Raw genomic sequence first — 21,936 nt, 5'->3', positions numbered from 1 at the left:
GGACCCATCCCAGGAGTTTGCTGCGCCGCCTCGGCATTTCCGACGGCCCCGCCGCGGCGGCGATCATCATCTCGGTTTGTCTGCAGTATCTTTTTCTCGCAAAATTATGGGAGGGCTACCCGATACGGTACATGGGCGACGTCATCCATCAGAACGTCGTGCTTTCGATGATCGGCCTGACCGTGCTTGGCGCGATCGTCATCGCAGCTGCATCGCTGTACCGATGGCGAAACGGAACGAATGCCGCGTCGAAACTAGAACGACTTGCCGTGAACCCGTCCTTCGATCCCATCCGATCAACGCTGGAGCAGATCGCGGCACGTTCGACCCTGCGTTCGCAGCCTCGCCTCCTGTACACTCCGAAGAACGGTGACGCGTTGGAAGCCAGAGAACGCGTGACGCCGTCCGGCGATGCGGTCGTCGTCGGTCTCAATCAGCGTGCTAGACAACGCGATCAACCACGTGCCTTCGAAGCCATGATTGGGCATGAAGTATCGCACCTCGAACTTGGCGAAACCTGGCTTGAAATTTGGGCAAGACGCGGCATCCTCCTGCATTTTCGAACGCTCGGCTGGGCGGTCGCGATATTCTGCCTGGTGCTCGGTTTCATCGATCGCAGAGGCATCGGCAGCCATCCCCCTTTCGGAGGCTTCATTCCGGTCTTCGATGGCGCTATCTTTGCCGGCCTGTCCTCCCAGTTCGCGGTTCTGATCCTCTCGAGCGCGATCGTTTTCGTCTATTCATACTTCTTCGTCGTTCGCCGCGAGCACATCCACGATTTCCGCGGCTCCCAACTTGCCGGAACGGACGCCTTGGCCGACGTCTTCGCCGCCCAGCAGCCGCCGGCGTTCCGGCCGTTCGACGCCTTCAAAGATTTCTTCAATCTGCATCCTGATCCGGCCGCACGAACCCGCGTGATCAGAAATCGTGACCTGATCCTGATTTCGGTGATCCTGTATCCGTTGGTCATGTCGGGCTTGCAGCCGTTGACATTGTTGCTGACGGCGGGCTGGCGCGACTTTTTCGGCGTGGCGAGAGAGGCTTGGAATTTCGGCCTGACTGTCGCCTCCGGCCTCTTCCTGTATGCCGTTCTGCGCGCTGATCTTGCAAGGTTGGGTTTGGGTCTGCTTTTGGACCCACGTCGGTACGCCCTGTTCGTTCCGATCTACGCTCTGGTCGCGGGTCTAGCCACACAGATCCCGCGCATCGTGCTGGAAGTCCTATACGGCTGGCGTCATGAATTTTCGCTCGACCAGATCGCCGATCGGATTTGGAGCGGAACGCTGATCGGGGGTGCTCGCATCGCGCTCATGACGGCCGCCATCCTCGGCCTGCTCGCCTTCCTGAACGGCGTCCGCATCGCCGCAACCGGCGAAACAAGGCCGGGCAAATGGAGCGCTATAGGTGACGCGGTTGCCGCCATTCTGGTGGTCGGAGCGTTCACCATCGCAAGCCTATCGAGCCTTCAGTTCGCTATCGGCGTGCTGGCATTCTGCGCGCCTCTGATCTTCGCTTATGCAATATTGTTTGCATTAGTTTGTCGATGTCTGGACTGCGGTCGCAGGCGCACTTCTGCTCTGCGGCTGTCGACGCGATGCAGTTGCGGGAGGGACCATTTGTCTCTGCCAAAGCTTTGGACTCGACATCCATTCGAGGTCCAGCTGTCGGTACCGAACCAGGTGGACATCAAGGGTCGAGAGAAGCCGGCCTAAACTGGTCGGACTCGGCGAATGTGAATTCGCTTTCCTGGAGGGCCACTCCGAATTGCCAGGCGATCTTCTGCGGCAAAGCTTTGCGCCAGTACAAGCTCTGCTCGTGCAAGGAATGCGAGTCGCCTTCCAAGTGCTTCTTCGGACAGCCGCCCCAACAGACCGGAAGGAACGAGCAGCGGCTGCAATTGGGCTGCCGCGTTGGGTCGAAGCCGGTCCACCAGGCCGCATCGCGGCCGGGCACCATGTCGCCTCCGGCACGGCGGATGGCGACGGGGCGGTCCTTCTCGCCCACTTGAAGCCCGCACCGATAGTGATTGCCGTCCGCTCCGATCACGATCGAATCGTTGGCCAGCGCTGCACAAACGGAGGTCCTTGGCAAAGGATAGAGCGAGCGGGTTGTGGTTTCGTCGAGAGTTGCTTCGTCGGGGACCATCTGCCGGGACCGTTCGCGAAGTCTCTCAAACTCTTCCTCAGAAAGCTTCGTGCGGCTAAGAAATCCGGCGCGCTCGGAAAAGTCGGATATCCGTGCGAGTTGAAAAACGCACGGAAACGCTCTGTCGAACCAGCCGCGGTCCTTGCAGAAGGCGATGAAGCCGTCCAAATCGCATTGGTTTCCGTGATCGGCATTGAACCTTACGTCGACGCGTACCACCTCGAGCAATCCGTCGACCACCGCGGTCGCCTGATCGAACGAGGAGACAGACGGATCGGGCGCCCTGCCCCTTCTATATCGGCGTCTCTTGTCGTGGTTCGGTTTGAGGCCGTCAAAGGAAATCTGCACCTGCCGGAGGCGGTGTCGCCTCACGAAGCCGGCGATGTCGTCCGGCCAGCATGTCCCGTTCGAAATTACGGAAGCGGAGTAACTTACCCCGATCTCCTTGCATAACGATTGAAGCGCAGCGGACGCTGCATCGATGAAATCGACGTTGAGGAGCGGCTCTCCGCCGTACCAGTCGACGTGAAGGCTGTCCTTACCCGACGCGACAAGGCGCTGTCGGGTCCAATCGACTATCGCCGGAACATCGCCTTCTGCGAGAGCATCGCGGGATCTCTCTTCGTAGCAGTAGTAGCAACCCAGGTTGCAGTCCTGCGTCGTCGTGAGGGTGATGACCATAGGCGTCCGTCCACGCGCATGCCAATAGCGCTCGCGGATCATGTCTAGCTCGTCGAATTCGTGGTCGACGAGAAAGCCCCCTCGCCGTAGTGTGGCGAGGAGCGTACGCGGGATCGTCTTGGCGGCGACCCTCCGCGGAGGACCGCAAAGCAGCTGCGCAAGCTCGCGCGCGTCCTGGCCCGACAGCCGAACCGAAGCGCCCGTACCCGCGTTGTACAGGACGTTGTCGTCGCCTAGCGGGACGCAGAAGTTGTAGCGCGATGATCGCAGACGATGCCGCGCTGCAGTCACTTGTCGATATCGACGATGGCGAGGCAGATATTCGTGCCGTACCCGCAAAGCCGAGCACCGACGCGACCGGCCTTCTTCAGATCCGGAGTGATAGTTTCGACCTGAACGACGTGCAGCTTGCCGGGTCGGACCTTCAACTTTACGTCCTTGTCGTCGGAGACGATCAAGCTCACCTTCGGCTTCTTGGTCGGCTTTCGCGCCATGGCTTCCTCCCGCCCCGTTTCCGTGAACAACCTATGGTCGCACATTCTTCGCAATCGTCAAGTGCAGCCTTTTGCCCGTCCGAACTTAGGAATCCCTGACGGCGGCGTGCGCCTGGCATCGAAGCCGTATCGAGGCTAAGCGTCCAGCGAACTCGTTTTCAATCGCTCCACCGGGTTTCGCCGATGATGTGGGTACCCGACTTCGCGACGGCCGCCGACGGCAGGCACGTCGGCAAGTCCATCGGCAGGGTTGTAGCCGGTGGAGGACCGATTGAGACTTTGGTCAGGTGGCGTTCAAGGTCGCTTCGGCTGCTTTAATCTTGCCGAGGATATCCTCGAAAGAAGGGATCCTCCGAAGATCATGCCGGCCATCTTCTGGTAGTCCGCCTTCAAAGGTTCGAGCATGCCGTCGACCGGTACGATACCGAACGTTCCGGGAGTCGCCTGGTCGAGATCGAGAGGCTTCCGGTTGAAGTAGAGGCGGGCATGGCGAACGCAGCTTTCCGCGAGCTCCAGATCTTTAAGTGCGGCTTCGCCGTGTTCGGAGGTCAGAAGCCGGAATATGTCGTAGTAATGGCGCGACAATCGCTGCCCGTCCTTGTAGAGCTCCCCTCTGTTCTGGAACCAGTGTCGCTGTCCGTGTAGGATGATGATCTTGTCCCAGAACGTCCTCTCGGGCTTGATCGTCAGCACGTTTGGCACGGTGAGGTCCAGGCCGTCGGTGTCGGTGGCAGAATATGGACTGATCGTTTTCGTCTCATGCGGATCGAGCGCCGACTTAGCGCCGGATTCGATCTTCACGACGCGTCGGACGTACCGCTCGTCGGAATCCGCGAATGCGCTTGGATAGTGGAAGAGCAGGGATTGAGCGTCGGGGTCGTCCGGATCGGGCTCGATCTTGAACGTCAGTCCTTCGAGCTCACCAGCGGCGAAGTTCGTCAGCGCGTTCTGGAATTCGCCGTTAATGAAACTGCTGCACCGCTCCTTTATTTCGTCAAGCTTTCGCTTGCGTTCGTTCGATCCCATCGCGCGGAGATCGTCATCTGACGGGAAGTTTTCGCCGGGCAGGTCGTCGCGGAATACGGTGATGTCGATGTCTTCCGAGAACCGCTGGATCAGATCGAAGGCCTTCGAGAGTGACGTGCCGCCCTTGAAAAGCAGACGCTGCTCGATGCCCGCCTTGTTGTAGAGCGCGTCGAGGATCCAACAGACCCAAAAGTCCTTTTCGATGTTCTCCGGGGGGCACGAGAGACGCTGTCCGGTTTGTTGGAACAGTCCCCGCCGGTCTTCAGCGCTTGCTCGAATGATCTGCGGCAGGTCGGTCATGATCGCATCTCATTGGCCGCGGATCGGCGGGAGCGGATCTGGCGCCGTTGCGTCGGACTTGAGGATATCTTTTACGATAGGAACGAGCCAGTCGGGGAGATCACCCAAGTGGTCCTGCAAATCCTTTCGCATGCGGTGCCCGTCGTCGCCGTCGTTCAGGATGGACTTGAGGCGCTTTGCGATCTTGTCGCCATCCGAAGGAAGAACGTCGCGCAGCCAAATCAGAGCTTGCACCAACTGCGCGGCCGGGCGGTCAGCCCACAGAAGTCGACTTGGCGCGACTTTCTTGAAGTCGATGACCATTTGGTCGAGTTGGATCGGCTTCACGCGGGCGTCCGTCCACACGACCACCTTCGCCGGGACGGCGTTGGTAAGTCCCAAGTTGTTGGCGGCGGTTATTCCGTCGACCAGTACTTTGGCGCCGTCCCGTCTCGCGACCGCCTGAATCACCGACTTGTAGTCCGGTGGCGAAATCTTCTTCGTCAGTTGGTTGGTGCGAGCAAGATCGTAGAGACCTTGGTCGATGCGCCTGATGCGGTTGTCACTCCGGAGGCGGTGGAGGGCGACGTCGACAGCCGATCGAGTGCCGGTGTCCGCAAAATCGCGTGCGGTCCATACCTTGCTCGGCTGAGGGTCATGGCTCATCCGATCGTATATCTGGTTCGCTGTGCTAGCCATTTTACGGTTCCCTTGTAAGAAATTTGCGCCTTAAATCTTACAAAGTCAAGACCGCGTAGGAAATATGACTCATATTCCTTACGGCCGTCTAATTTCGGCGCCGGAACATATCGGAGCAGCGAAGCACCACGCGATGGGCCTCTTCCAGGAGCCATCGCGAGATTTCCGGCTGTTTCGGCGTCTTTGCCCAGTCAGATTACGTAAAATAGAGGATTCCCTCGGGTTGGTTTGGAAAAGTGCTAATTTACTTAGTATGGCTGAGCAAAAGGACAGAAAGCTAAACAAGCTCGAAAGGACTCTCCCTCAGGGGCTTCTGGTCGATGCTGCCTGGATGGAACGACAGGGTTATTCCACCAGCCTGCGCAGCCAATTGGCGCTTGATCCTGTTTTGTTCTCATCTAGAATATATTCCCAATAGAACGGCTCGCCCTGAGGCGTGGCCTTACGTCGACATGTCGTGATGCCTTCCGTGGAAAATCCCCCGGCCAGGTCGATATCGGCGACGCGGATGTGGACATCGAGAGCGGCGACATCGCAATCGCGCGCGGATGGTGTTCAATCCTGCTCTACGATGACGGGGGAATTCATGAGTTTCAAAGTAACCGCAGCCGGCGCTTCACACGAACCTACCCTGCATTGTCCCAACTGCAATCACGAGATCCGGTTGACGGAATCATTGGCCGCTCCCCTCCTCGCTGAAATTCGTCAGCGCTTTCAACAGCAGCTGGCCAGCAAAGATGCAGAGATGGAGCGTAAGACCGAGGCACTGCGGCTGGAACGCGAGCAGGTCGCTAAGGACCGCGAGCAAATCGAGGACCACGTTGCGAAACGATTGATCGCCGAACGTGCCCAGCTGGTCGCGGCCGAAAGCAAGAAGGCGCGAGAGGCGGCCGCGGCCGAGCTGCAGGCGAAGGAAGCGGAAGCCGCGGAGCTGCGAGCCAACCTGCTTACCAACAACGCAAAGCTTGCCGAGGCCCAAAAGCAGCAAGCCGAACTGATGCGACAGCAGCGCGCACTCGAGGGGGAAAAGCGCGAGCTCGACCTGACAATAGAGAAGCGCGTGCAGGCCTCAATCAGCGAAATCCAGATCAAGGCCAGGCAGGAAGCCGACGAGGCTGCGCGCTTACGCGTTGCAGAGAAGGACCAGACTATCGAGTCGATGTCTCGAACGATCGAGGAGCTCAAGCGCAAGGCCGAGCAGGGATCACAGCAATCCCAAGGGGAAGTACTCGAGCTCGAGCTCGAAGAGCTTCTGCGCGGACGTTTTCCGACCGATTCGATTGAGCCGGTTGGAAAAGGTGAGCTTGGGGCGGACGTTATTCAACAGATAAATGGCGCCATTGGCAAACCTGCCGGCATCATCCTTTGGGAAACCAAGCGAACCAAGGCATGGAGTGACGGATGGCTTGCCAAACTGCGTGACGACCAGCGTCGTTCCGCCGCCGACGTCGCTCTGATCATCTCTCATGCGCTGCCGAAGCACGTCGAGCAATTTGACCTAGTCGACGGCGTATGGGTGGCCCATCCGCGTTGCGCATTGCCGGTCGCCGTGGCGCTGCGCCAGGGGCTGATCGACGTAAGCGGATCGCGCCTCGTTCAGCAGGGTCAGCAGACCAAGATGGAGCAGGTTTATCACTACCTGACCGGCACGAAGTTTCGGCAGCGGGTAGAAGCTGTGGTTGAGAAATTCAACGATATGCGCGACGACCTGGACAAGGAACGCAAGTTCATGGGCCGGCAATGGGCCAAGCGCGAAACTCAGATCCTCGCCGTGGTGGAGTCGACCGTTGGCATGGTGGGCGATTTGCAGGCGATCGCCGGCAAAGCCATGCCAGAGATTCCGAGCCTGGATATGCCACTGCTTGAGAGCCACGCCGCTCCTGAACGAAAGGTGGGATGATGGCGGAAGCTGATGGCGAGCTCGAGTCGGAGAGCATACCTCGCTCCCGCCGCCTCCACCCGAGCCGGCGGACGGGATCGACTGAAGCTGGAGGCGTGAGGGAGCCAGGATAGCGGCACTCCTCGTCAGATCTCGTCTCCTCACCGGTTCAAGCGATTAGTCGAGGAAGCTAATCTCGATGCCCTTCATCCCCTCGCCGCTTCGCTGCTTACCTTTTTCACTTTGACTACCTGCCCGCCTTGCAACCTCTGATTATGTTGCTTTAAGACTTACTAGCGGGGACTCAGGTCGGTCCTGCAACTCGTCGCGAGGGTCCATGGAGTGGAAGGCGCACGGTTACCGGGTTGGTGCATCGAGCGAGACCTTCGATAGCATCCCAGAAAGCGCAGACGAACTTGATCGGTTCATCGCGCTACACCGCCGAAAGATCGAGCCGTGGCTCTCGGCGGTATTCCAAGCTGAGCATCTGAACCTCCTGCTTGGCAGCGGCTTTACCATTGCTGTGGGCTTCGCTGCCGGCGTCAAGGCGACGGGTATGGCGATTGCGACGGGGAAGTCGAAACATGCCAAGGCAATCCTCGTCACGCGACCGCAAGCGCCAAAAAGATGGGTCGCGGTCAAGCTAACATCGAAGATCAGTTGCGTAGCGCCATTGCTGTGCTCGATGGTCTTGACATCATCGATAAGGGGTCGGCGCAAGGTGTTCGCGACGACATTAACTCCGCAATCGCGACATTCCTAACCTCACTGCTTGCTACCGAGCGAGGTATTTTCGAAGCAAACAGTGCATCAGCACTGGCGACGGTGCAGTCATTTCTGCTCAGCTTCGTCAGCCGCGCCGCTTCACGCGAGCGTTTACATATCTTCACGACCAACTACGACCGGTTGATCGAACATGGCTGCGATCAAGCGGGGCTACGGATCATTGATCGCTTTGTGGGGAGCTTGCGTCCACTGTTCCGCAACACTCGGATCGAGCTCGATTATCATTACAACCCACCCGGGATCCGCGGTGAGCCGCGCTTTATGGAAGGCGTCGTCCGTCTGACCAAGCTCCACGGCAGCCTTGATTGGCGCTTCGACCCCATCGCGCATCGGATCTATCGGTCAGAGACACCATTTGGTGCCGACGACGATCATCCGAGCTTACCAGATTCTCCAGTTGATACCGTGATGATCTATCCTAATCCGGCTAAGGACGTGGAGACCACCCAATATCCTTATGCGGAGCTATTCCGTGATTTCGCCTCGGCAACTTGCAGACCCAACTCGGTGGTGGTGACCTACGGCTACGGGTTCGGTGATGACCACATCAACCGTGTTCTGCTCGATATGCTGTCGGTTCCGTCCGCACACCTCGTGATCATCGCCTTTGAACTAGACGATCGCATCAAGGGATTTCTCAATCAAACTCGTCCTGCACAAGTCAGCCTCCTCGCCGGCAACCATTTCGGAAGCCTCCAGCACCTCGTCGACGATTATCTGCCAAAGCCCGCGCTCGATTACATCACCGGGCGTATGTCTGACTTGCTGAAGAACCGCGCTTTCGCAGATGCCGCTGCGGGCCTGGCGCCAGCCGAACCGAGTCAGCCGCCAGCGGGCTCTGGAGGAGGAACGTGAGCTCCCCGATCGAACGGCTCGCTGAACTGGTCATCGGCACGGTCGAGTCGATCTCCTCGGATGAGATCCGTGTGCTGCTCGATCTCGATGCGCCACAGGCTACTGCGCTCAACACCGGCACACCGATGAGCTTCCCAAGGCTCAATAGTTACGTGCTGATACCGAATGAGGCTGGTGCTACCGTCGCCTACGTCACGTGGATCGGGATTGAACGATCGCCGTACCCCAAACGGTCGGGGCTTAAGGATTTCGGCCTGATCGATCTGCCATTCCCTCTGCGGAAGATGTCGCTCACTCCGATCGGCACCCTGTCTGTCGCTCGAAACCGACGCGAGGGAAGCAGTATGTTCGAATTGAGTCGAGGAATCGTTGCGTTCCCTTCGGTAGGCGATCAGATACCAATCCCAACGCCGGAACAAATCACAGCTATCGTCGGAGCAAAGGACAAGGACCGCCGCGTTCGCATCGGCTCGTCACCGCTGGCTGCAGATACCTCAATTATGGTCGATCCCGATAAGATCTTCGGGCGGCACGTCGCCGTACTCGGCAACACCGGTAGTGGAAAATCCTGCTCCGTCGCTGGGCTGATCCGCTGGTCACTCGATGCGGCGCAGGCCGCTCTTGAGAATGGCACAGAACAGCCGAATGCGCGGTTTATTATTCTTGATCCTAATGGGGAGTACGCCAAAGCATTTGCAGATAGGGGCGGAAATATCCGCCTGTTTCGTGTCCCGCCCATCGACCTCAACAGGGGTGAACGCGCGCTCCGTCTGCCGGCCTGGCTCTGGAACGGTCACGAGTGGACCGCGGTATCGTTCGCACGACCCGGAGCGCAGCGGCCCCTGCTGCTCCAAGCGCTTCGTGAACTAAAGAACGGGCAGCTGGCGGGGACGCCTCGCCAAACTATCGTCAGGCGGCATTTGTATTCCTATCGCATCATGATCGCCGCTATGTTGGCCGAAGGTGCCGCGACCTACGCTGGCAGCGCAAGCAATCGGCGGCGCTGCGGCGAACTGCTAGACAACATTGCATCAGACTGCAGCAATATGACGGAATCCGTTGATGGTGAGCACAAGACAGCTCTGGAAGAGATAAGCAGCATTATCGAAACTATCGCTAATTCCCGTCGGTCAGGAGACTGGTTCAACTCCTTCTCAGTACAGGACATGGAAGCGGTGCGGAGGTCACTGCAGAGCTTCGTAGATCTGGTAGAGGATGCTTTCGCCATCGCGCATCTTACGGAAGATGCACCGATACCATTCGACGTACACATGCTGCCAGAGCACCTTGAGAGGATAGCAGCGACGGAGGGAGGTGCGTTGGCCGGATTCATCAGCACGCTCGGCATGCGCATCCGCGGCATGATGTCGGACCCGAGACTCGGTCAAGTGATTGGAAGTGACCCGGCGATCACCTTCGATGCCTGGCTTGACGCGTTCGTGGGCAGCAACGCCTCGGCCAACGGACAGGTCGCAATCGTTGACCTTTCGTTGGTGCCTTCAGAAATAATCCACGTAGTCGTTGCGGTTCTGGGACGGCTGACGTTTGAGGCATTGCAGCGCTACCGACGGCTTCATCCTGATGGCAAACCTCTGCCCACGACCTTGGTTCTAGAGGAAGCACACAACTTTGTTCGGCGAGGCGCCAACGAAGATGGGCCGGCAGAAAACCCGACCCAGCTCTGTCGCGAGACGTTCGAAAAGATCGCGCGCGAAGGTCGCAAGTTTGGTCTTGGATTGATGCTATCGTCACAACGCCCATCGGAGCTCTCGCCCACGATCCTTGCACAGTGCAATACTTTCCTACTGCACCGGATCGTAAACGACCTCGATCAGGCGCTAGTTGGACGTCTCGTTCCCGACAATGTGGCGGGCTTGCTAAAGGAGCTACCTAGCCTACCATCCCGTCAGGCAATTTTGCTGGGATGGGCCACGCCGATTCCTTTGCTCGTGGAGATGGATGAACTTGCCGAGGCACATCGGCCGCAATCGTCAGACCCAGATTTCTGGGACGTTTGGATCGGCAAGAACCCACGTCCGATCGATTGGCCCACCCTCGTCGGCGATTGGACCGGCAGTGCGCAGAATTGAACAGACTGCGCTCCTCGATCAGACGTTTCCATGACTGCCGCACGCCTTATGAGTCCGACGGGAGAAAACAAGGTGAGCTGGTGATCTCATTGCTCAATGGCTTGCAGGACGAGACGGAGAGCGAGGTCGAGTTCGTCGAATCCGCTATTGTCATTCGGCGTCACAATTGATCCCTTCAGCATCCAATTTTGCATGCCGAATGACAGCTTGCCCGCTAAGTTGAGTGGCGTAAGTCGGCCGGCGTCAGCAGGCGATGAGATCGCTTCGACGGAAACACTGATCCGGCAGCAAGTGCCCGAGCATTGCTAACTGCGTTTCGTGTTGCGGGGACTTCGTGCTGAGCACAGACGAGGCTAGGGCCGAGATCGATCGGATCGACACCATTGCAATCAACTGGCGCCAAGTTTTTGAGGATGAGGGTGTCGACGAAATCGAAAGAATAGCACCTGCCTTCCCAATAGCAGACTGCTTTCCCCGCAAGCTCGTCTCCAGCCTTAGAGAGCTCAGCCGACTTTGCCGGCTGCGCTGGCCTTGCTTTTTACGGTCGTACTTCCACCGTTGTGACTGATAAGCACTTCTCTACGAGATGGAGAGCATGACCTTATCCCAGTTAGAGAATCCCTCCGCGAAAAAGGCCGGTCTTTTCGACCCCCGATCCTTATTCGATCGTTCAACTGCGCTCTCGACAAAGTCAGACGTATCGGCATTCAATGCCCGCACCACCTCTGATACAATATGGGGCCGACCACCGATGAGCGTGACCTCCGGCTCCGAGCGGCTCGATGATACAATCGGAAGTTCGATAAGCGCCGTATAGCACGACCCAAAACATTCGAGCGAAAAAGGCGTCAACAAAGCATCGTCAGAAGTCAGTTGAATTTCGTCAGGCCAATGGTTGAAGATGATATTGACGCCTGGCGTTGATGCTACGGCAAGAAATTCGATGTGAGTATCAACCCAATCGACGAAGTCGGCAAATTTAAAGCGGCGCGCTGTCTGCCGACCTGCCCGAACCATCGCCGATACAATCCTACGAAGAACTGGCGCGGCCGGAATCCAATGCGCAAATGGCCCTTCGCCTGGTGCCATTTCCAACTTGAGCTCTTTTCCCTTGAAACGGAGCGTTATCGATTTCTGCGGCCTGGCCAGTATGACGCCAATCTCGATGATGGCGACCGCCTCCTCCAGGTCGACAATTCGTTCACCGTCATAGTTGAGCGTTAGGTTCGCCTCCGCCTTCGGAAAGTCGATCAAAAATTCAAGGAAGTTGTTTGCAAGTCGCACCGGCCCGAGCTTTCCATCGAATATCGGAGTGACGAACATCTCGAGCTCTACCGAGGTCCACTCGCCTGCTTCCGAAGAAAGTTCAACCGTGGTTGACATCGATGACGATACGTTTAGCTCCAGCACCGCTTCCCGAAACTCATCGCGATCATTGTCGAGCGGAATTCCGAACCGGCGTCGCTCAATCGTCAGGTCCGTCACCTTAAGCGTGCGAGGGCCACCCAAAAAGAGCTGACCGATCTTTTCGCCCGCATTTTCTCCTGGAACGAAAAATCGACCGACAATGGATCTGTTATCAAAACCGCAAGTCTTGCGGTAGTCGACCTTCCCTGCAATATAATCGGCAGGTGCCCCTCCGAGCATTCCGTTTAAAGCCTTTGCCAGCCCTTCTCCTGCTGGAGACAATTCTACCGCACGATCGAGTGGCACAAGAATCGTGATTCTGTGAATGTTCCGCTTTCCTTTGGCTTCCTCGCTGCGAACCCGCTTGAGGGTGTCGTAGATCATTTTTTGATCGACCGGGACGAGGAGAGTGCGAATCGGCGTCCGCCCGTCTTTGACGAAAAACATGACGACGATCGCCGCCGGCAGGTCAGCATCAACGAGATGCTTGAGCGCCGACAGCTTGATCCTCGGCGGCTGAGATCCTTCTGTCGCTTTCACTTGGATCAAGAATTTCGGAAGATCGTTCTGGGAATCAAGCGGACGCTCTTTCATCCGCAAAGGCTCGCCTTCAAGGAGGTAGTCCCAGCCGAGACGGTCTGCCTGTGATTTCTGGGCACGAAACCCTTCCGGTTCACACCAACCGATGAACACATTCTCACCTCGCGCGCCAAGATCTGGAACGCTCACTGAATTCTTCATATTTTAGACCATAGCCTTAGCTACTGCTGAAACCAGATCGATAGTCGGGAAGAACCCGAGTTCGTGGAGTTGATGCAGTAATTCCTCAAATTGAAGGTGATTGGCGCTGCCCTTGGCGGCAAGCTTCGCCAGTTCATCGATTTTGCCGGCGAGTAATTCGATGTCCCGCTGGCGGCGTTTGGAGTCCGCAGGCGACAGCCGCTGCGGGCCATCGACAACAAACGCGGCCGAATGTTTTCGGACGTACTCCGCGACGTTGTCCAGCGCAATTTCGCTTTCGCCGGCCTTTGAAAAAGCCATGCTGATGCTGTACGCGGCATCTTCAAGGTACGGCCTGTCCCGCACGAGGTCCGGCGAGCTGTCTTTGCGGCGGTACCCGCTGAGAGAGAAGCTTCCGTTTTGCAGGTTGTAAAACCCGATCTCAAAAGGACCGAACGTCGCAACGCCTTTAGCGATATTGACCGACCATGGATTTTGCGGCCCGCCGCGAGCTTCGACCGCTTTGATCAGCCCGCTCACCTCTCGCGCATGAAGTCGCGCACGCTCGAGCTGAGCTTGGTCGTTCTCGAATATGGAAATGGCGTCCGGCTTCCAAGCCAAGTGCCGCGCGTGGAGTTGGTGCCAGGCACGCAGAGCGGCTTGGGCCGGACCGGGAATTTCCTCGCCTTCCATCCATCTTCGAAGCGTTCGCGTCGAAACTCCCAACAGTTGCGCAGCCTCGGCCAGGTCGAGGCCCAGAAATGTCAAAATTTCAGTCAGCTCAATACTTGTCATTATGTAAAATCCGTTTTGATAATTTGTCCTTCGTATTTTGACAATATGTCAGAAAAAAGAACCTGCTTTGTCCCCCTCCCCTTCCGCGGGAGTGTCGTCCCGACGCGCGAGTTGGCGAATGCCGTCACCAAAACAGATTGAAAAATGGACCGCCGCTACTCGGTCGTCGTCATCGCATTCCGTCGGTTCAGACGCAGATTTACCGCAAGAGTATTGGGATTCAATCCTGGCTGACGCGAGCGTCGGAACGAGTCCAGGCGTGCCAATTCAGCAGCGACGGCTATCGGAGATCCCTCGTCACGTTTTGCGGGTGACCTGCCAGCGCTGCAGTCGAATCGTTGAGATCCGAAAAGGCAGATGCGGTCGGGTCTTTCGATCAGCATGCAGTCTGGAAGGACGTCGGGCAGAAGTCGGCCGATCGGACATGTCAGAATCGTAGCGCGCGCTACGAGGAGGATGGCTGCTGGCTATCTTTCAAGAGCTCCTAAAGGATCCGCTCGCGATCGGTTTGTTACTCAATGGCGCTTAACCACCATCCAACACCCCTGTCCGGTGGCGATCGCAACGCTCTAAAGAAGGAGCTGGGCAAACGACTCCTTGAAATCGACGGGCAGGGCCAACCCGAAGGGGTAGGTCGTCGGAAAAGATCGGGGATGAAGGAGCCTTAACAAGCGGGACACGGATCGGGCTAACGACTTCACGCCGCCCGAAAAGCGGCCGGCTTCGAGTCCAGTTGAGAGGCCGCTGCCCGCTTTGGTGGCATCTGGCCCCTATCGAGCCCACGAGACGCGGCTTCCCGAAGTCTATCTTGTTGAGACGCTAGGCTGTCAGCCGGCGACCGCCGTCGTGCTGATCGTGTCGCCACGGTGGCGAGACTTGCCTGCCGATCGCCTGCAGATCATCCATCCAGGCAGCCGTTTGGTCCTCGACACCGGTAGCACACATCTCCTGCCCGGCGCCTACTATGTCGCTCTCCGTACTGGCACATCATCGCCACCGAGGAAACTCACTTTTCGCCGGCATCATCAGTCTGATCCCGACAGCCGCCTTCACAGGCATCCCGCAGTCGGGGCGCGCAGCACGCAAAGGCGTAGAGAGAGCGAAGCGTCTCCTTCTTGGCACTGTCGTGCAGCCCGCACCTCGTTCGTAATCAAAGCCTAAAGCTGCCGCGATCCGCATAACCTTTGGGCCGAATATCCAGCGCGGCGATCAGGTCCAGGCGCTGCTTCCGACAACCAAACTCGGGGTGATCTCCCACCTGGAGCCACGCTCCGTCACGGCGCTCAAGCCATCCGGATGCAAACACCTCGCCCGCCAGGAAACCGCCATTTGCCGTTCGGACCCAGCGTTCGCCGTCGATCGCAGGCCACAGAGCAACGTGGATTGATAGCTCGTCCCAATCCGCGTCGTGAACGCTGGCAATCGCCGCAATATCCTCGATCATGAATCGGTACGTTCGACCATCGTCCCCGTACCTCGGATCCAGCAGCGGCCAGCTGTTTTCTCCTGCACGCGGCGTAAACAATCCCTGGTCGATGCCAGCATTGATCCCGGCGACCATCACATTGCGCCAGGCCCGCCGCCTGCGGGACCCGTCGTATTTCACCTTGGTTACCCCCTTGGACGCGGTCGGAATCACGTCCGCACCCTCGTAGTTGAGGCGATCGAAGGAGAATCCGCGGAGGTCTTCGTCCGATGTCGGAACACCCGTCATCGCCGCGAGCCGGCTCAGGAACGGCAATTCCTCGAGCAATGCAAAGTCCGGATGCACCGGTGCACGCTCCAACATGCGGGCTCGCAGCGCTGCATGACTTGCAAAGCCGCATGCGGCTGCGATCGCCTCGGTCAGATGGGATGATTTGTAGTTCGGATAGCCCTGCCTAACCGCACGCTTCACGGACGTGAGCGCAGATTCAGTCAAAGGGATAGCGGTCAAAGGATCCACCTGTTCATATCGGCGGCCGATGTCCACAGATTACGCACCGACCTGGATATGACGGTCGATCCAAGGATTTGAAATAGTGCCCACTTTGACCCTGTGGCAGGTCCGGCGAGACGGCCGATTCGAAGAATGCACGATCTATCAGCCAGCTTTCAAGGACCTAGGCGCCTCAGGGCAGCCGCTCCATAGGGGTGTAACTTCCCGTTGACGGCTCCAATGCTGTTCGCGCGCTCGAGGAACATGACAAGCCGCCAGTGCACATCTACGTGCCAACCGATGAAACGGTTGGCGGAGCGCGCGGGCGCCTTACCTCGTCCGCTCATCGTCTCGCTTGTGACCGCGCAACTCGGCATCGATTCCCTGCTCTGCCTTGCGGCGACGGCTATTGGTGAGCTCCGAAAGCTCATTCTTTAGTGCATGCCGCCGGGTTTCAACGGCGGGCATGTCGTTCACGAATTGCCTAACCTGGCGCGCGAGCGCGTGATCTGCCGCCGCTCCAGAATGCTGCAGCTCGGCTGCGTAATCGAGATATCGCCGCCGGATCGCATCCTGACGTGACTTGATCTGCTCGTCCCAAGGACGTTTTGCAGTCGTGCCGCCCCTCACCTCCGAAAGCACCTCTTTCCGGGCGAGCCGGTCGACATCAGGTACGATTTTTCGCTTGCGCATAGCGAGCACCGCCCCGCGATCGGCCTTTTGAACTCGCCCGCGGGTTCGCCGCGGCGTTGCCTCGGCCGCTATCCCGCGAAGCCGGAGTTCGCCAGCAAATCGCTCCCGCCAAGCCTGCAGATCTGCCTTCCGAGGGTTGAGACGCTTGCCGTCGTGGCCCAGGGACCGGACGGTCAAGTGCACGTGGGGATGTTTGTCGTCGAGGTGCTGGACGAAGACATAGTCATGATTGTCCCCGAACGTTTCGATGGCAAATGCCCGGGCTGAATCCTTGACGGCGACGGCATCGGTGCCAGCCGGCATCGACAGAATGATGTTGATCGAAAGCGACCCATCACGGCGGCGCTTGTCGTCAAGGCCGGCATCATCCTCCCAGCGTTGCTGTAGGTCTTTCAATCCGGAACGACCGGCCAGACTCGCGCCCTGCTCTGTTTCCGCATCGAGCTCGCCGTTTCGCGTGATATACGCAAGGTGCGACTTGAGATGCGCCACGTCCTTGGTGCGGCCGGTGATCTTGACCATCACCTCTGGCGCTCGGCGCACGATCCGTTCGAGCTTCGCGCGCATAGCCGGCGTCAGGCGACTAGGAACCGCCGGATCGGGGATATCCCACTCGGCCCGCCGCGGGCGCCGATTGGGCGTTTCCCAAACATATGAGATCGGCGGAAGCTCGGAGGCCAGGTCTGCCGGCCGCGGCTTATGGCGCCGACTCATCGCCGCCCATCCCAATAATCCGCGTTGCCGTGCAGCGCATTGCGTAGTTGCGCGAGCTCTTTTTCGATGACCAACTGGGCCTCTTGAATTGCGGACAGATCGGGCTCGACCGCCCTGCCCTGCAGCACACTGGCGTTCGCTGCGCGCGCGATCTGATTGATGTTGCCGCCGATCTGGTTGAGCTCGCGAACAATCGCGCGGAGCGCCTCGTGCTCGCCTGGAGAATGCTGCACCGGTGATCCCAACCGCGAGCGCACCAATGCAACGATCCAGCCGGTTCGGGTCATGCCGCGCTGATGTGACACTTCCGCGAGCTGCCGCATCTCGCTCTCGCGAAATCGCACCGTCACCTTCTCCGGTCGCCCGACAGGCAGCACGGAGATGCGCGGCACTGGTTCAGCAAGTGCCTCAGCAATGAGACGCCGCAAGAGCGCGGATTTGCCGCCCTGGGTCGCTGCCAAAGCTGAGAACTCCGCAGCGACTTCGTCAGAGACGCGAAGCGAGATCAGAGCCATGCACTCCAATCCCAATCGCGATCTAATACATCGCTGGCGCGAAGCCTATCCTGCACTAGAAAAAGCGAATCCTTCCACTCCCTCCGTGTTGGTTCGAACCAACAGGCTCGGCATTCAAAGCTCGGGATTTGCTGCAGGTGAGATCCAACCCAGCCGACGATCGATGCGCAGAATTCCTCCGGGAATGGCGCCGCCGTCAGCCCCGGTGCTCTTATTCCACGAACGCCGCGCGTGGAGACCGGCAACATTGGCACCGGGTATGTGGACCGCGGCTTACCAGCAGCCTCCGGCCTCTCTACGGCGCTGTGGGGGGCGCGTTCGGCCTCCGGCTGCTGCGCTAACGCGCCATCCTTCGGATGGGAAATCCGCTCCGCCGGCATGCCAAGCGCAGCGGTCTTTCTGAGGAGACAGTCGAAGGCCAGCTTCATGCGAAAATGATCTCTTCGATGGTGATGGTCGATGCCGGCACCTCTTCCACTTCTTCTGCGCCATCGACCAACAGCACGGCATGGCGTGAGCCTTGAGACGCGAGCCGATCGACGAGAAGACAGCCCGCGCGATCTTGGTGGCGCACTCTGATCGTCACTGACGAACTCATTCGCTCATTTCGATGGACGGAAGACCTGGAGCTCTTCTCCGCGGCCGCCGTTACACGGTCTCTCTCTATGGGTCGCAATGCTACTTGCGGTGCGATCGGGCCTCGCGCCGATTGAGCTCCAGCGGCACCTTCGCTATCAGCATGGGAGCCCCCAACTCCGCTACGAATTTTGCGAGCCAGCTGGCGGGCGTGGGCGTCGGTGAAGCTCTCCTGTGCTGCACATATGGTCTCGACGGCGTTGGGCTGCTCACGCCAAGCCTGGTAGAGTTCATACACTGCACGGATTGACGAGCCCGCAAGCTTCGACCGGAGAAATTCCGGCATACCAGGCGGCGGGATCGCTCCTGATGGAAGCTGGGTTCATTGTCGCCCCGGCTTCTTCCTTCCCGTTCGCGTGCTATCACGATTGCATCGTCGGCTATTCCTGGAGCGCCTGCAGGCGGCGTTCGATGGCACCAAGCTCCAGTTGTTCGGCCATCTCGCGCACCTCGTCGAGCCAGCGGCATTCGCCCGCCATCTAAACGCCCTCCGCAAGGTCGAGTGGGTCGTCTACGCCAAGCGTCCCTTCGGCGGACCAGAACAGGTTCTGACTTATCTCGGGCGCTACACTCATCGCGTTGCGATCGCCAACGGCCGGCTTCTTACCTGTGAGCAGGGCCACGTCCGCTTCCGGTGGAAAGATTATCGCGCCGGGAACAAATCCAAAGTAATGACGCTCGACACTGAGGAGTTCCTTCGTCACTTTCTGCTTCACATATTGCCGAAGGGGTTCCGCCGCATCCGTCATTTTGGTTTCCTGGCGAACGCCTGCCGCGCCGCCAAACTCGCGCGCATCCGAGCGGCACTTGAAGCCCCGCAGCCACCTCCGCCTGCCGAAGCTGTCGACTATCGTGAGCGCTGCGCCATCCTCCTTGGTCACCGCCTCGACGTGTGCCCCATCTGCGGAGGCCGCATGGTCGAGATTGGGCCTGCGCCGCGTGCGCCGCCGCGACGCGCACCTCGCTGCGATACATCATGACCGACTACCTCGACTTATTCGCTCCCACTGCACGTCAAGCGACGCAGCAGCGCGCGCGGGAGGGACCTGTGGGCCGGTGGGGCGATCGGGCGCGCGGTGGTCACGCGTTTGTCCTATCGTCGGCCCGCCGGCGCAAGCTGTCGCCTCACCTCCGAGGACACGACCGCCGTGAGCTCCTCGTTCAACTGCGCCGCGATTGAATTTGCCACCCGCAGATTCTCTTCCTTCTTAGTGGCGGCCAGACGTTGCGCTTGCTGAAACACTGAGGCTGCGAAAGCAACCGCGGCGTGTTCCTCCGCTTGCCCACCACTATTATTGAGTTCGGCGGGGAGCTCGAACGATCCTCCCGTCTTGCCGTCCAGAAAATCCCAGCAGGTCCGAAATAAGTGGCGATAGCCTTGGGTTGCTTCCGGCCCCCTATCGACGACGCCGGCTTGCTTTGCGTACTGAAAATCCCGCTCATAACCGAGCTCTGTCAAGAGCTTCGCCCCAACCAGGTCGGTCACGACTTGCATCTCTTCGATGCTCAAGTCAGTTTGCCAAGCCTCCACTGAGCGGTCATCGACGGCCTTTCGCTCCAGGATCTTGCGATCTCCGAAAGTGCTGGAGCGGAGATAGTCCGTCTGCCCCCCCGGCGCCGATCCCGTCTCGGTCGGAGTGTAACCGAGGCCGGCAAGCACGCGCCGAATTTCGTCATCGGGGTGCGCCACAAGGGTCTCATAGTGGACCACCTGCGTCTGAGGTCGACTGCGGTATGCTGCTAGCGCAGGCAGGCCCAGGACAAGATCTGCGAGAGAAGATGCGATCGCGGGCGTGGGCTGGCCCAACGCGATATCGGCGAGACACGATGCGATGGCGGGCGGGGAACTTGCGGCCAGCAGAGGGACGCCCCATGTCGTCTTCAGTGATGCGGCGATGGCGTAGGGGTTACGCATGAGAACGAGACGCGGTGCTTCCGGATAAAGGGAATCCAAAAAGTCGAGCACCGTCCAATAGCGCGGCGTCTTGTCTATGAGAGTGCGTTTGCCTGCAGCAGCTAAATACTGGCAATAAGCTGCATCGGAAAAAGCGCGGGTAACGATCATCCGATCTATTCGCCCCAAGAACTGCGAGGTTGCGCTTTGAACCAATGATGCGCCGGCTGGGTGGCGGTGGTCGACTTTACCGAAGGCCTCAAGTGCCAACATGAGCCACGGTTCAGGCGGAGCCAAAATATCCGGGTGCCGCTGCAGCAAATGCGCTAGCAGCGTCGTCCCCGAGCGGGGAAGACCGAGCAAAAAGCACACCGCAGGCGCATGGCTTACATCGCGGTTCATCATTCAACAGCCTATCTTGGACAGACCGAGCGTCCGTCTTAAAACCTTCGTCCGGTAGAAAGAGACAACACCAGCAATGGCAATCCAGATAGGGTCAACCATCCCTATCCTCAGATGACGTGACATCCGCGAGGATGACATCATGCCGCGACAACATTCGATGGCCCTTGTGGCAGCTTTGGCTTGTTCGCTGCATGAGCGCCTACTGCGCGCTTCGGATGGACGCGCGCCATCTCCGATTGGCAATGCGTACGTAGATTGCCCGTTGTTCAGGTTTGTTGCAGATAGACCGTAACTCTCATCGATCCCATTCGTAGCGGAAATGGAAGACGACCCTATCCCTGTTTCGCATGATCTGGGTGCCATGAATTCAATCCATTTAGCCAGCCACAGCACCGCACCTGAGATCGGCTGCGCCCAGCTCCTTTCGGGGCCGGAGCCTCCAAGCATCGCCCCGCCGCGCGGAGCTAAGCCATATTGAGACCATCAGAAAAGCTATACCGTGGTTTATCGGAAATAAGCGGCAAAGCGACCGCGGAAGCCCGTCGCTTCGAGCCGCCACGATGCCATTCCCTCGCCAGCCAAAGAAGACGGTAGCTCATCTCGATGTCTAAGTGCGCCATCTGAACCCAATATCCGCCATTCGTAGGATCGGCAAAACTCAATAGTTTTGATGGAGCACATCCATACCGTGGATTGATGGCTTAACCGGCCAACGGCCTCTGCATCCAAAGAGACACGGCCGTGCTCTGCCTGTCATCTCGCAAGGAACAGAGCAGGGGTGCCGAAATCATTCCCGCATCTTCGGCATCCCCTTAAGCGCTCTTCTACTCCACACCATCATGCTCGTCGGCACGCGATCAGCCGCGCGAGCCCTCCAGAAGAGCAGGGAGCATCTCAAATGCCAGACCACCGCCGGCTGCCGCCGCGATACTTGCGGAGCCCCGAAGCGGCACGCTTTCTCGGCCTGTCCGCCGAACTTTGGAAAAGCATCGCACATACGGTACGGGGCCGACTTATCGCAAGCTCGGTGGGCTCGAAAACCTCGAAGCCTTGGTGGACCGCGGAGCCAAGAAATCGACCAGCGATCCCGGCACAGGAACGGTCTTGCTCGCAAAGCGGCAAATACCGCATTCCTTATGTGTCGCGCGCCATGGAAAACTGCCCCCCATATTGCCTCAGATGACAATGTTACCGAAGTCACCCTGGTGTCTTCTGGATCGACTGCCGCGAGTCGGAGCAAGCCGCTCGCGAAGCTCGCCCCCCAGAGCGCCGTAGCGAGCGAGCGGCTTGCGGTGCTTCAGCGAA

At 58.8% G+C, this 21,936-nt stretch carries 15 protein-coding genes and 2 pseudogenes; 6 read left to right on the top strand and 11 right to left on the bottom strand.

Translation table 11 applies throughout. From position 1 onward, the window contains the following. Positions 1 to 17 precede the first annotated feature (17 nt). Positions 18 to 1,712: a hypothetical protein gene (locus XH89_RS37520; protein WP_128929576.1), complete on the top strand. Its 1,695-nt coding sequence runs from the start codon at positions 18 to 20 to the stop codon at positions 1,710 to 1,712. On the opposite strand, the gene XH89_RS37515 is transcribed toward XH89_RS37520, so the two are convergent. The 4 genes from XH89_RS37515 to XH89_RS37500 form a co-directional block, all read right to left on the bottom strand. After that, entirely contained in the window at positions 1,687 to 2,868 is a 1,182-nt protein-coding gene (locus XH89_RS37515; protein ID WP_128929577.1) for a radical SAM/SPASM domain-containing protein, read from the bottom strand. The genes XH89_RS37520 and XH89_RS37515 overlap by 26 nt on opposite strands. A gap of 245 nt (positions 2,869 to 3,113) precedes the next feature. After that, the gene (locus XH89_RS37510; protein WP_050631493.1) at positions 3,114 to 3,320 is read right to left on the bottom strand and encodes a hypothetical protein; all 207 of its coding nucleotides are present in this window, start codon (positions 3,318 to 3,320) and stop codon (positions 3,114 to 3,116) included. A gap of 294 nt (positions 3,321 to 3,614) precedes the next feature. Beyond that, positions 3,615 to 4,646, bottom strand: a complete 1,032-nt coding sequence (locus XH89_RS37505; protein ID WP_232995576.1) for a nucleotidyl transferase AbiEii/AbiGii toxin family protein — start codon at positions 4,644 to 4,646, stop codon at positions 3,615 to 3,617. Between the two features lie 9 nt (positions 4,647 to 4,655). Then, positions 4,656 to 5,324, bottom strand: a complete 669-nt coding sequence (locus XH89_RS37500) for a DUF6088 family protein (RefSeq protein WP_128929578.1) — start codon at positions 5,322 to 5,324, stop codon at positions 4,656 to 4,658. Positions 5,325 to 5,910: 586 nt separating this feature from the next. Here XH89_RS37500 and XH89_RS37495 point away from each other — a divergent pair. From XH89_RS37495 to XH89_RS37485, 3 genes are all read left to right on the top strand, one after another. After that, positions 5,911 to 7,224 carry a DUF2130 domain-containing protein gene (locus tag XH89_RS37495; protein ID WP_128955173.1) on the top strand — a complete coding sequence of 438 codons (1,314 nt, stop codon included), beginning with the start codon at positions 5,911 to 5,913 and terminating at the stop codon, positions 7,222 to 7,224. 606 nt (positions 7,225 to 7,830) lie between these two features. Then, positions 7,831 to 8,844 (top strand): SIR2 family protein, encoded by a 1,014-nt coding sequence (locus XH89_RS37490; RefSeq protein ID WP_232995577.1) that lies wholly within the window; start codon positions 7,831 to 7,833, stop codon positions 8,842 to 8,844. Then, on the top strand, positions 8,841 to 10,934 hold the full coding sequence (locus XH89_RS37485; RefSeq protein WP_128929580.1) for an ATP-binding protein: 2,094 nt from the start codon (positions 8,841 to 8,843) through the stop codon (positions 10,932 to 10,934). Before XH89_RS37490 ends, XH89_RS37485 begins: the two co-directional genes overlap by 4 nt. A 579-nt stretch (positions 10,935 to 11,513) precedes the next feature. On the opposite strand, the gene XH89_RS37480 is transcribed toward XH89_RS37485, so the two are convergent. The 6 genes from XH89_RS37480 to XH89_RS41510 all read right to left on the bottom strand — a co-directional run bounded on the left by XH89_RS37480 (position 11,514) and on the right by XH89_RS41510 (position 18,282). Continuing rightward, positions 11,514 to 13,070, bottom strand: a complete 1,557-nt coding sequence (locus tag XH89_RS37480) for a hypothetical protein (RefSeq protein ID WP_128929581.1) — start codon at positions 13,068 to 13,070, stop codon at positions 11,514 to 11,516. A gap of 15 nt (positions 13,071 to 13,085) precedes the next feature. After that, on the bottom strand, positions 13,086 to 13,856 hold the full coding sequence (locus tag XH89_RS37475; protein ID WP_128929582.1) for a DNA-binding transcriptional regulator: 771 nt from the start codon (positions 13,854 to 13,856) through the stop codon (positions 13,086 to 13,088). A 1,150-nt stretch (positions 13,857 to 15,006) separates the two neighbouring features. After that, positions 15,007 to 15,828: a hypothetical protein gene (locus tag XH89_RS37470; protein WP_232995578.1), complete on the bottom strand. Its 822-nt coding sequence runs from the start codon at positions 15,826 to 15,828 to the stop codon at positions 15,007 to 15,009. A 276-nt stretch (positions 15,829 to 16,104) separates the two neighbouring features. Beyond that, a complete protein-coding gene (locus tag XH89_RS37465) occupies positions 16,105 to 17,034 on the bottom strand; it encodes a relaxase/mobilization nuclease domain-containing protein (RefSeq protein ID WP_232995579.1) in 930 nt (309 codons plus the stop codon). 143 nt (positions 17,035 to 17,177) lie between these two features. After that, on the bottom strand, positions 17,178 to 17,504 hold the full coding sequence (mobC, locus tag XH89_RS41515) for a plasmid mobilization relaxosome protein MobC (protein ID WP_237866544.1): 327 nt from the start codon (positions 17,502 to 17,504) through the stop codon (positions 17,178 to 17,180). Between the two features lie 616 nt (positions 17,505 to 18,120). Continuing rightward, positions 18,121 to 18,282 carry a hypothetical protein gene (locus tag XH89_RS41510; RefSeq protein ID WP_232995580.1) on the bottom strand — a complete coding sequence of 54 codons (162 nt, stop codon included), beginning with the start codon at positions 18,280 to 18,282 and terminating at the stop codon, positions 18,121 to 18,123. A gap of 334 nt (positions 18,283 to 18,616) precedes the next feature. Between XH89_RS41510 and XH89_RS37450 the strand changes: the two are divergent. Continuing rightward, positions 18,617 to 19,312, top strand: a pseudogene (locus tag XH89_RS37450) (transposase); the annotation flags it as partial. A 113-nt stretch (positions 19,313 to 19,425) separates the two neighbouring features. Here the strand turns inward: XH89_RS37450 and XH89_RS37445 are convergent. Then, positions 19,426 to 20,631: a sulfotransferase gene (locus XH89_RS37445; protein WP_276575773.1), complete on the bottom strand. Its 1,206-nt coding sequence runs from the start codon at positions 20,629 to 20,631 to the stop codon at positions 19,426 to 19,428. 898 nt (positions 20,632 to 21,529) lie between these two features. Here XH89_RS37445 and XH89_RS41505 point away from each other — a divergent pair. Next, positions 21,530 to 21,750, top strand: a pseudogene (locus tag XH89_RS41505) (helix-turn-helix transcriptional regulator); the annotation flags it as partial. Positions 21,751 to 21,936 lie beyond the last annotated feature (186 nt).

It is taken from the genome of Bradyrhizobium sp. CCBAU 53340 (assembly GCF_015291645.1).
In the GTDB taxonomy this organism is placed as follows: domain Bacteria; phylum Pseudomonadota; class Alphaproteobacteria; order Rhizobiales; family Xanthobacteraceae; genus Bradyrhizobium.
The sequence above is the reverse complement of the archived record's forward strand: the minus strand, read 5'-3'. Positions and strand labels throughout refer to the sequence as shown.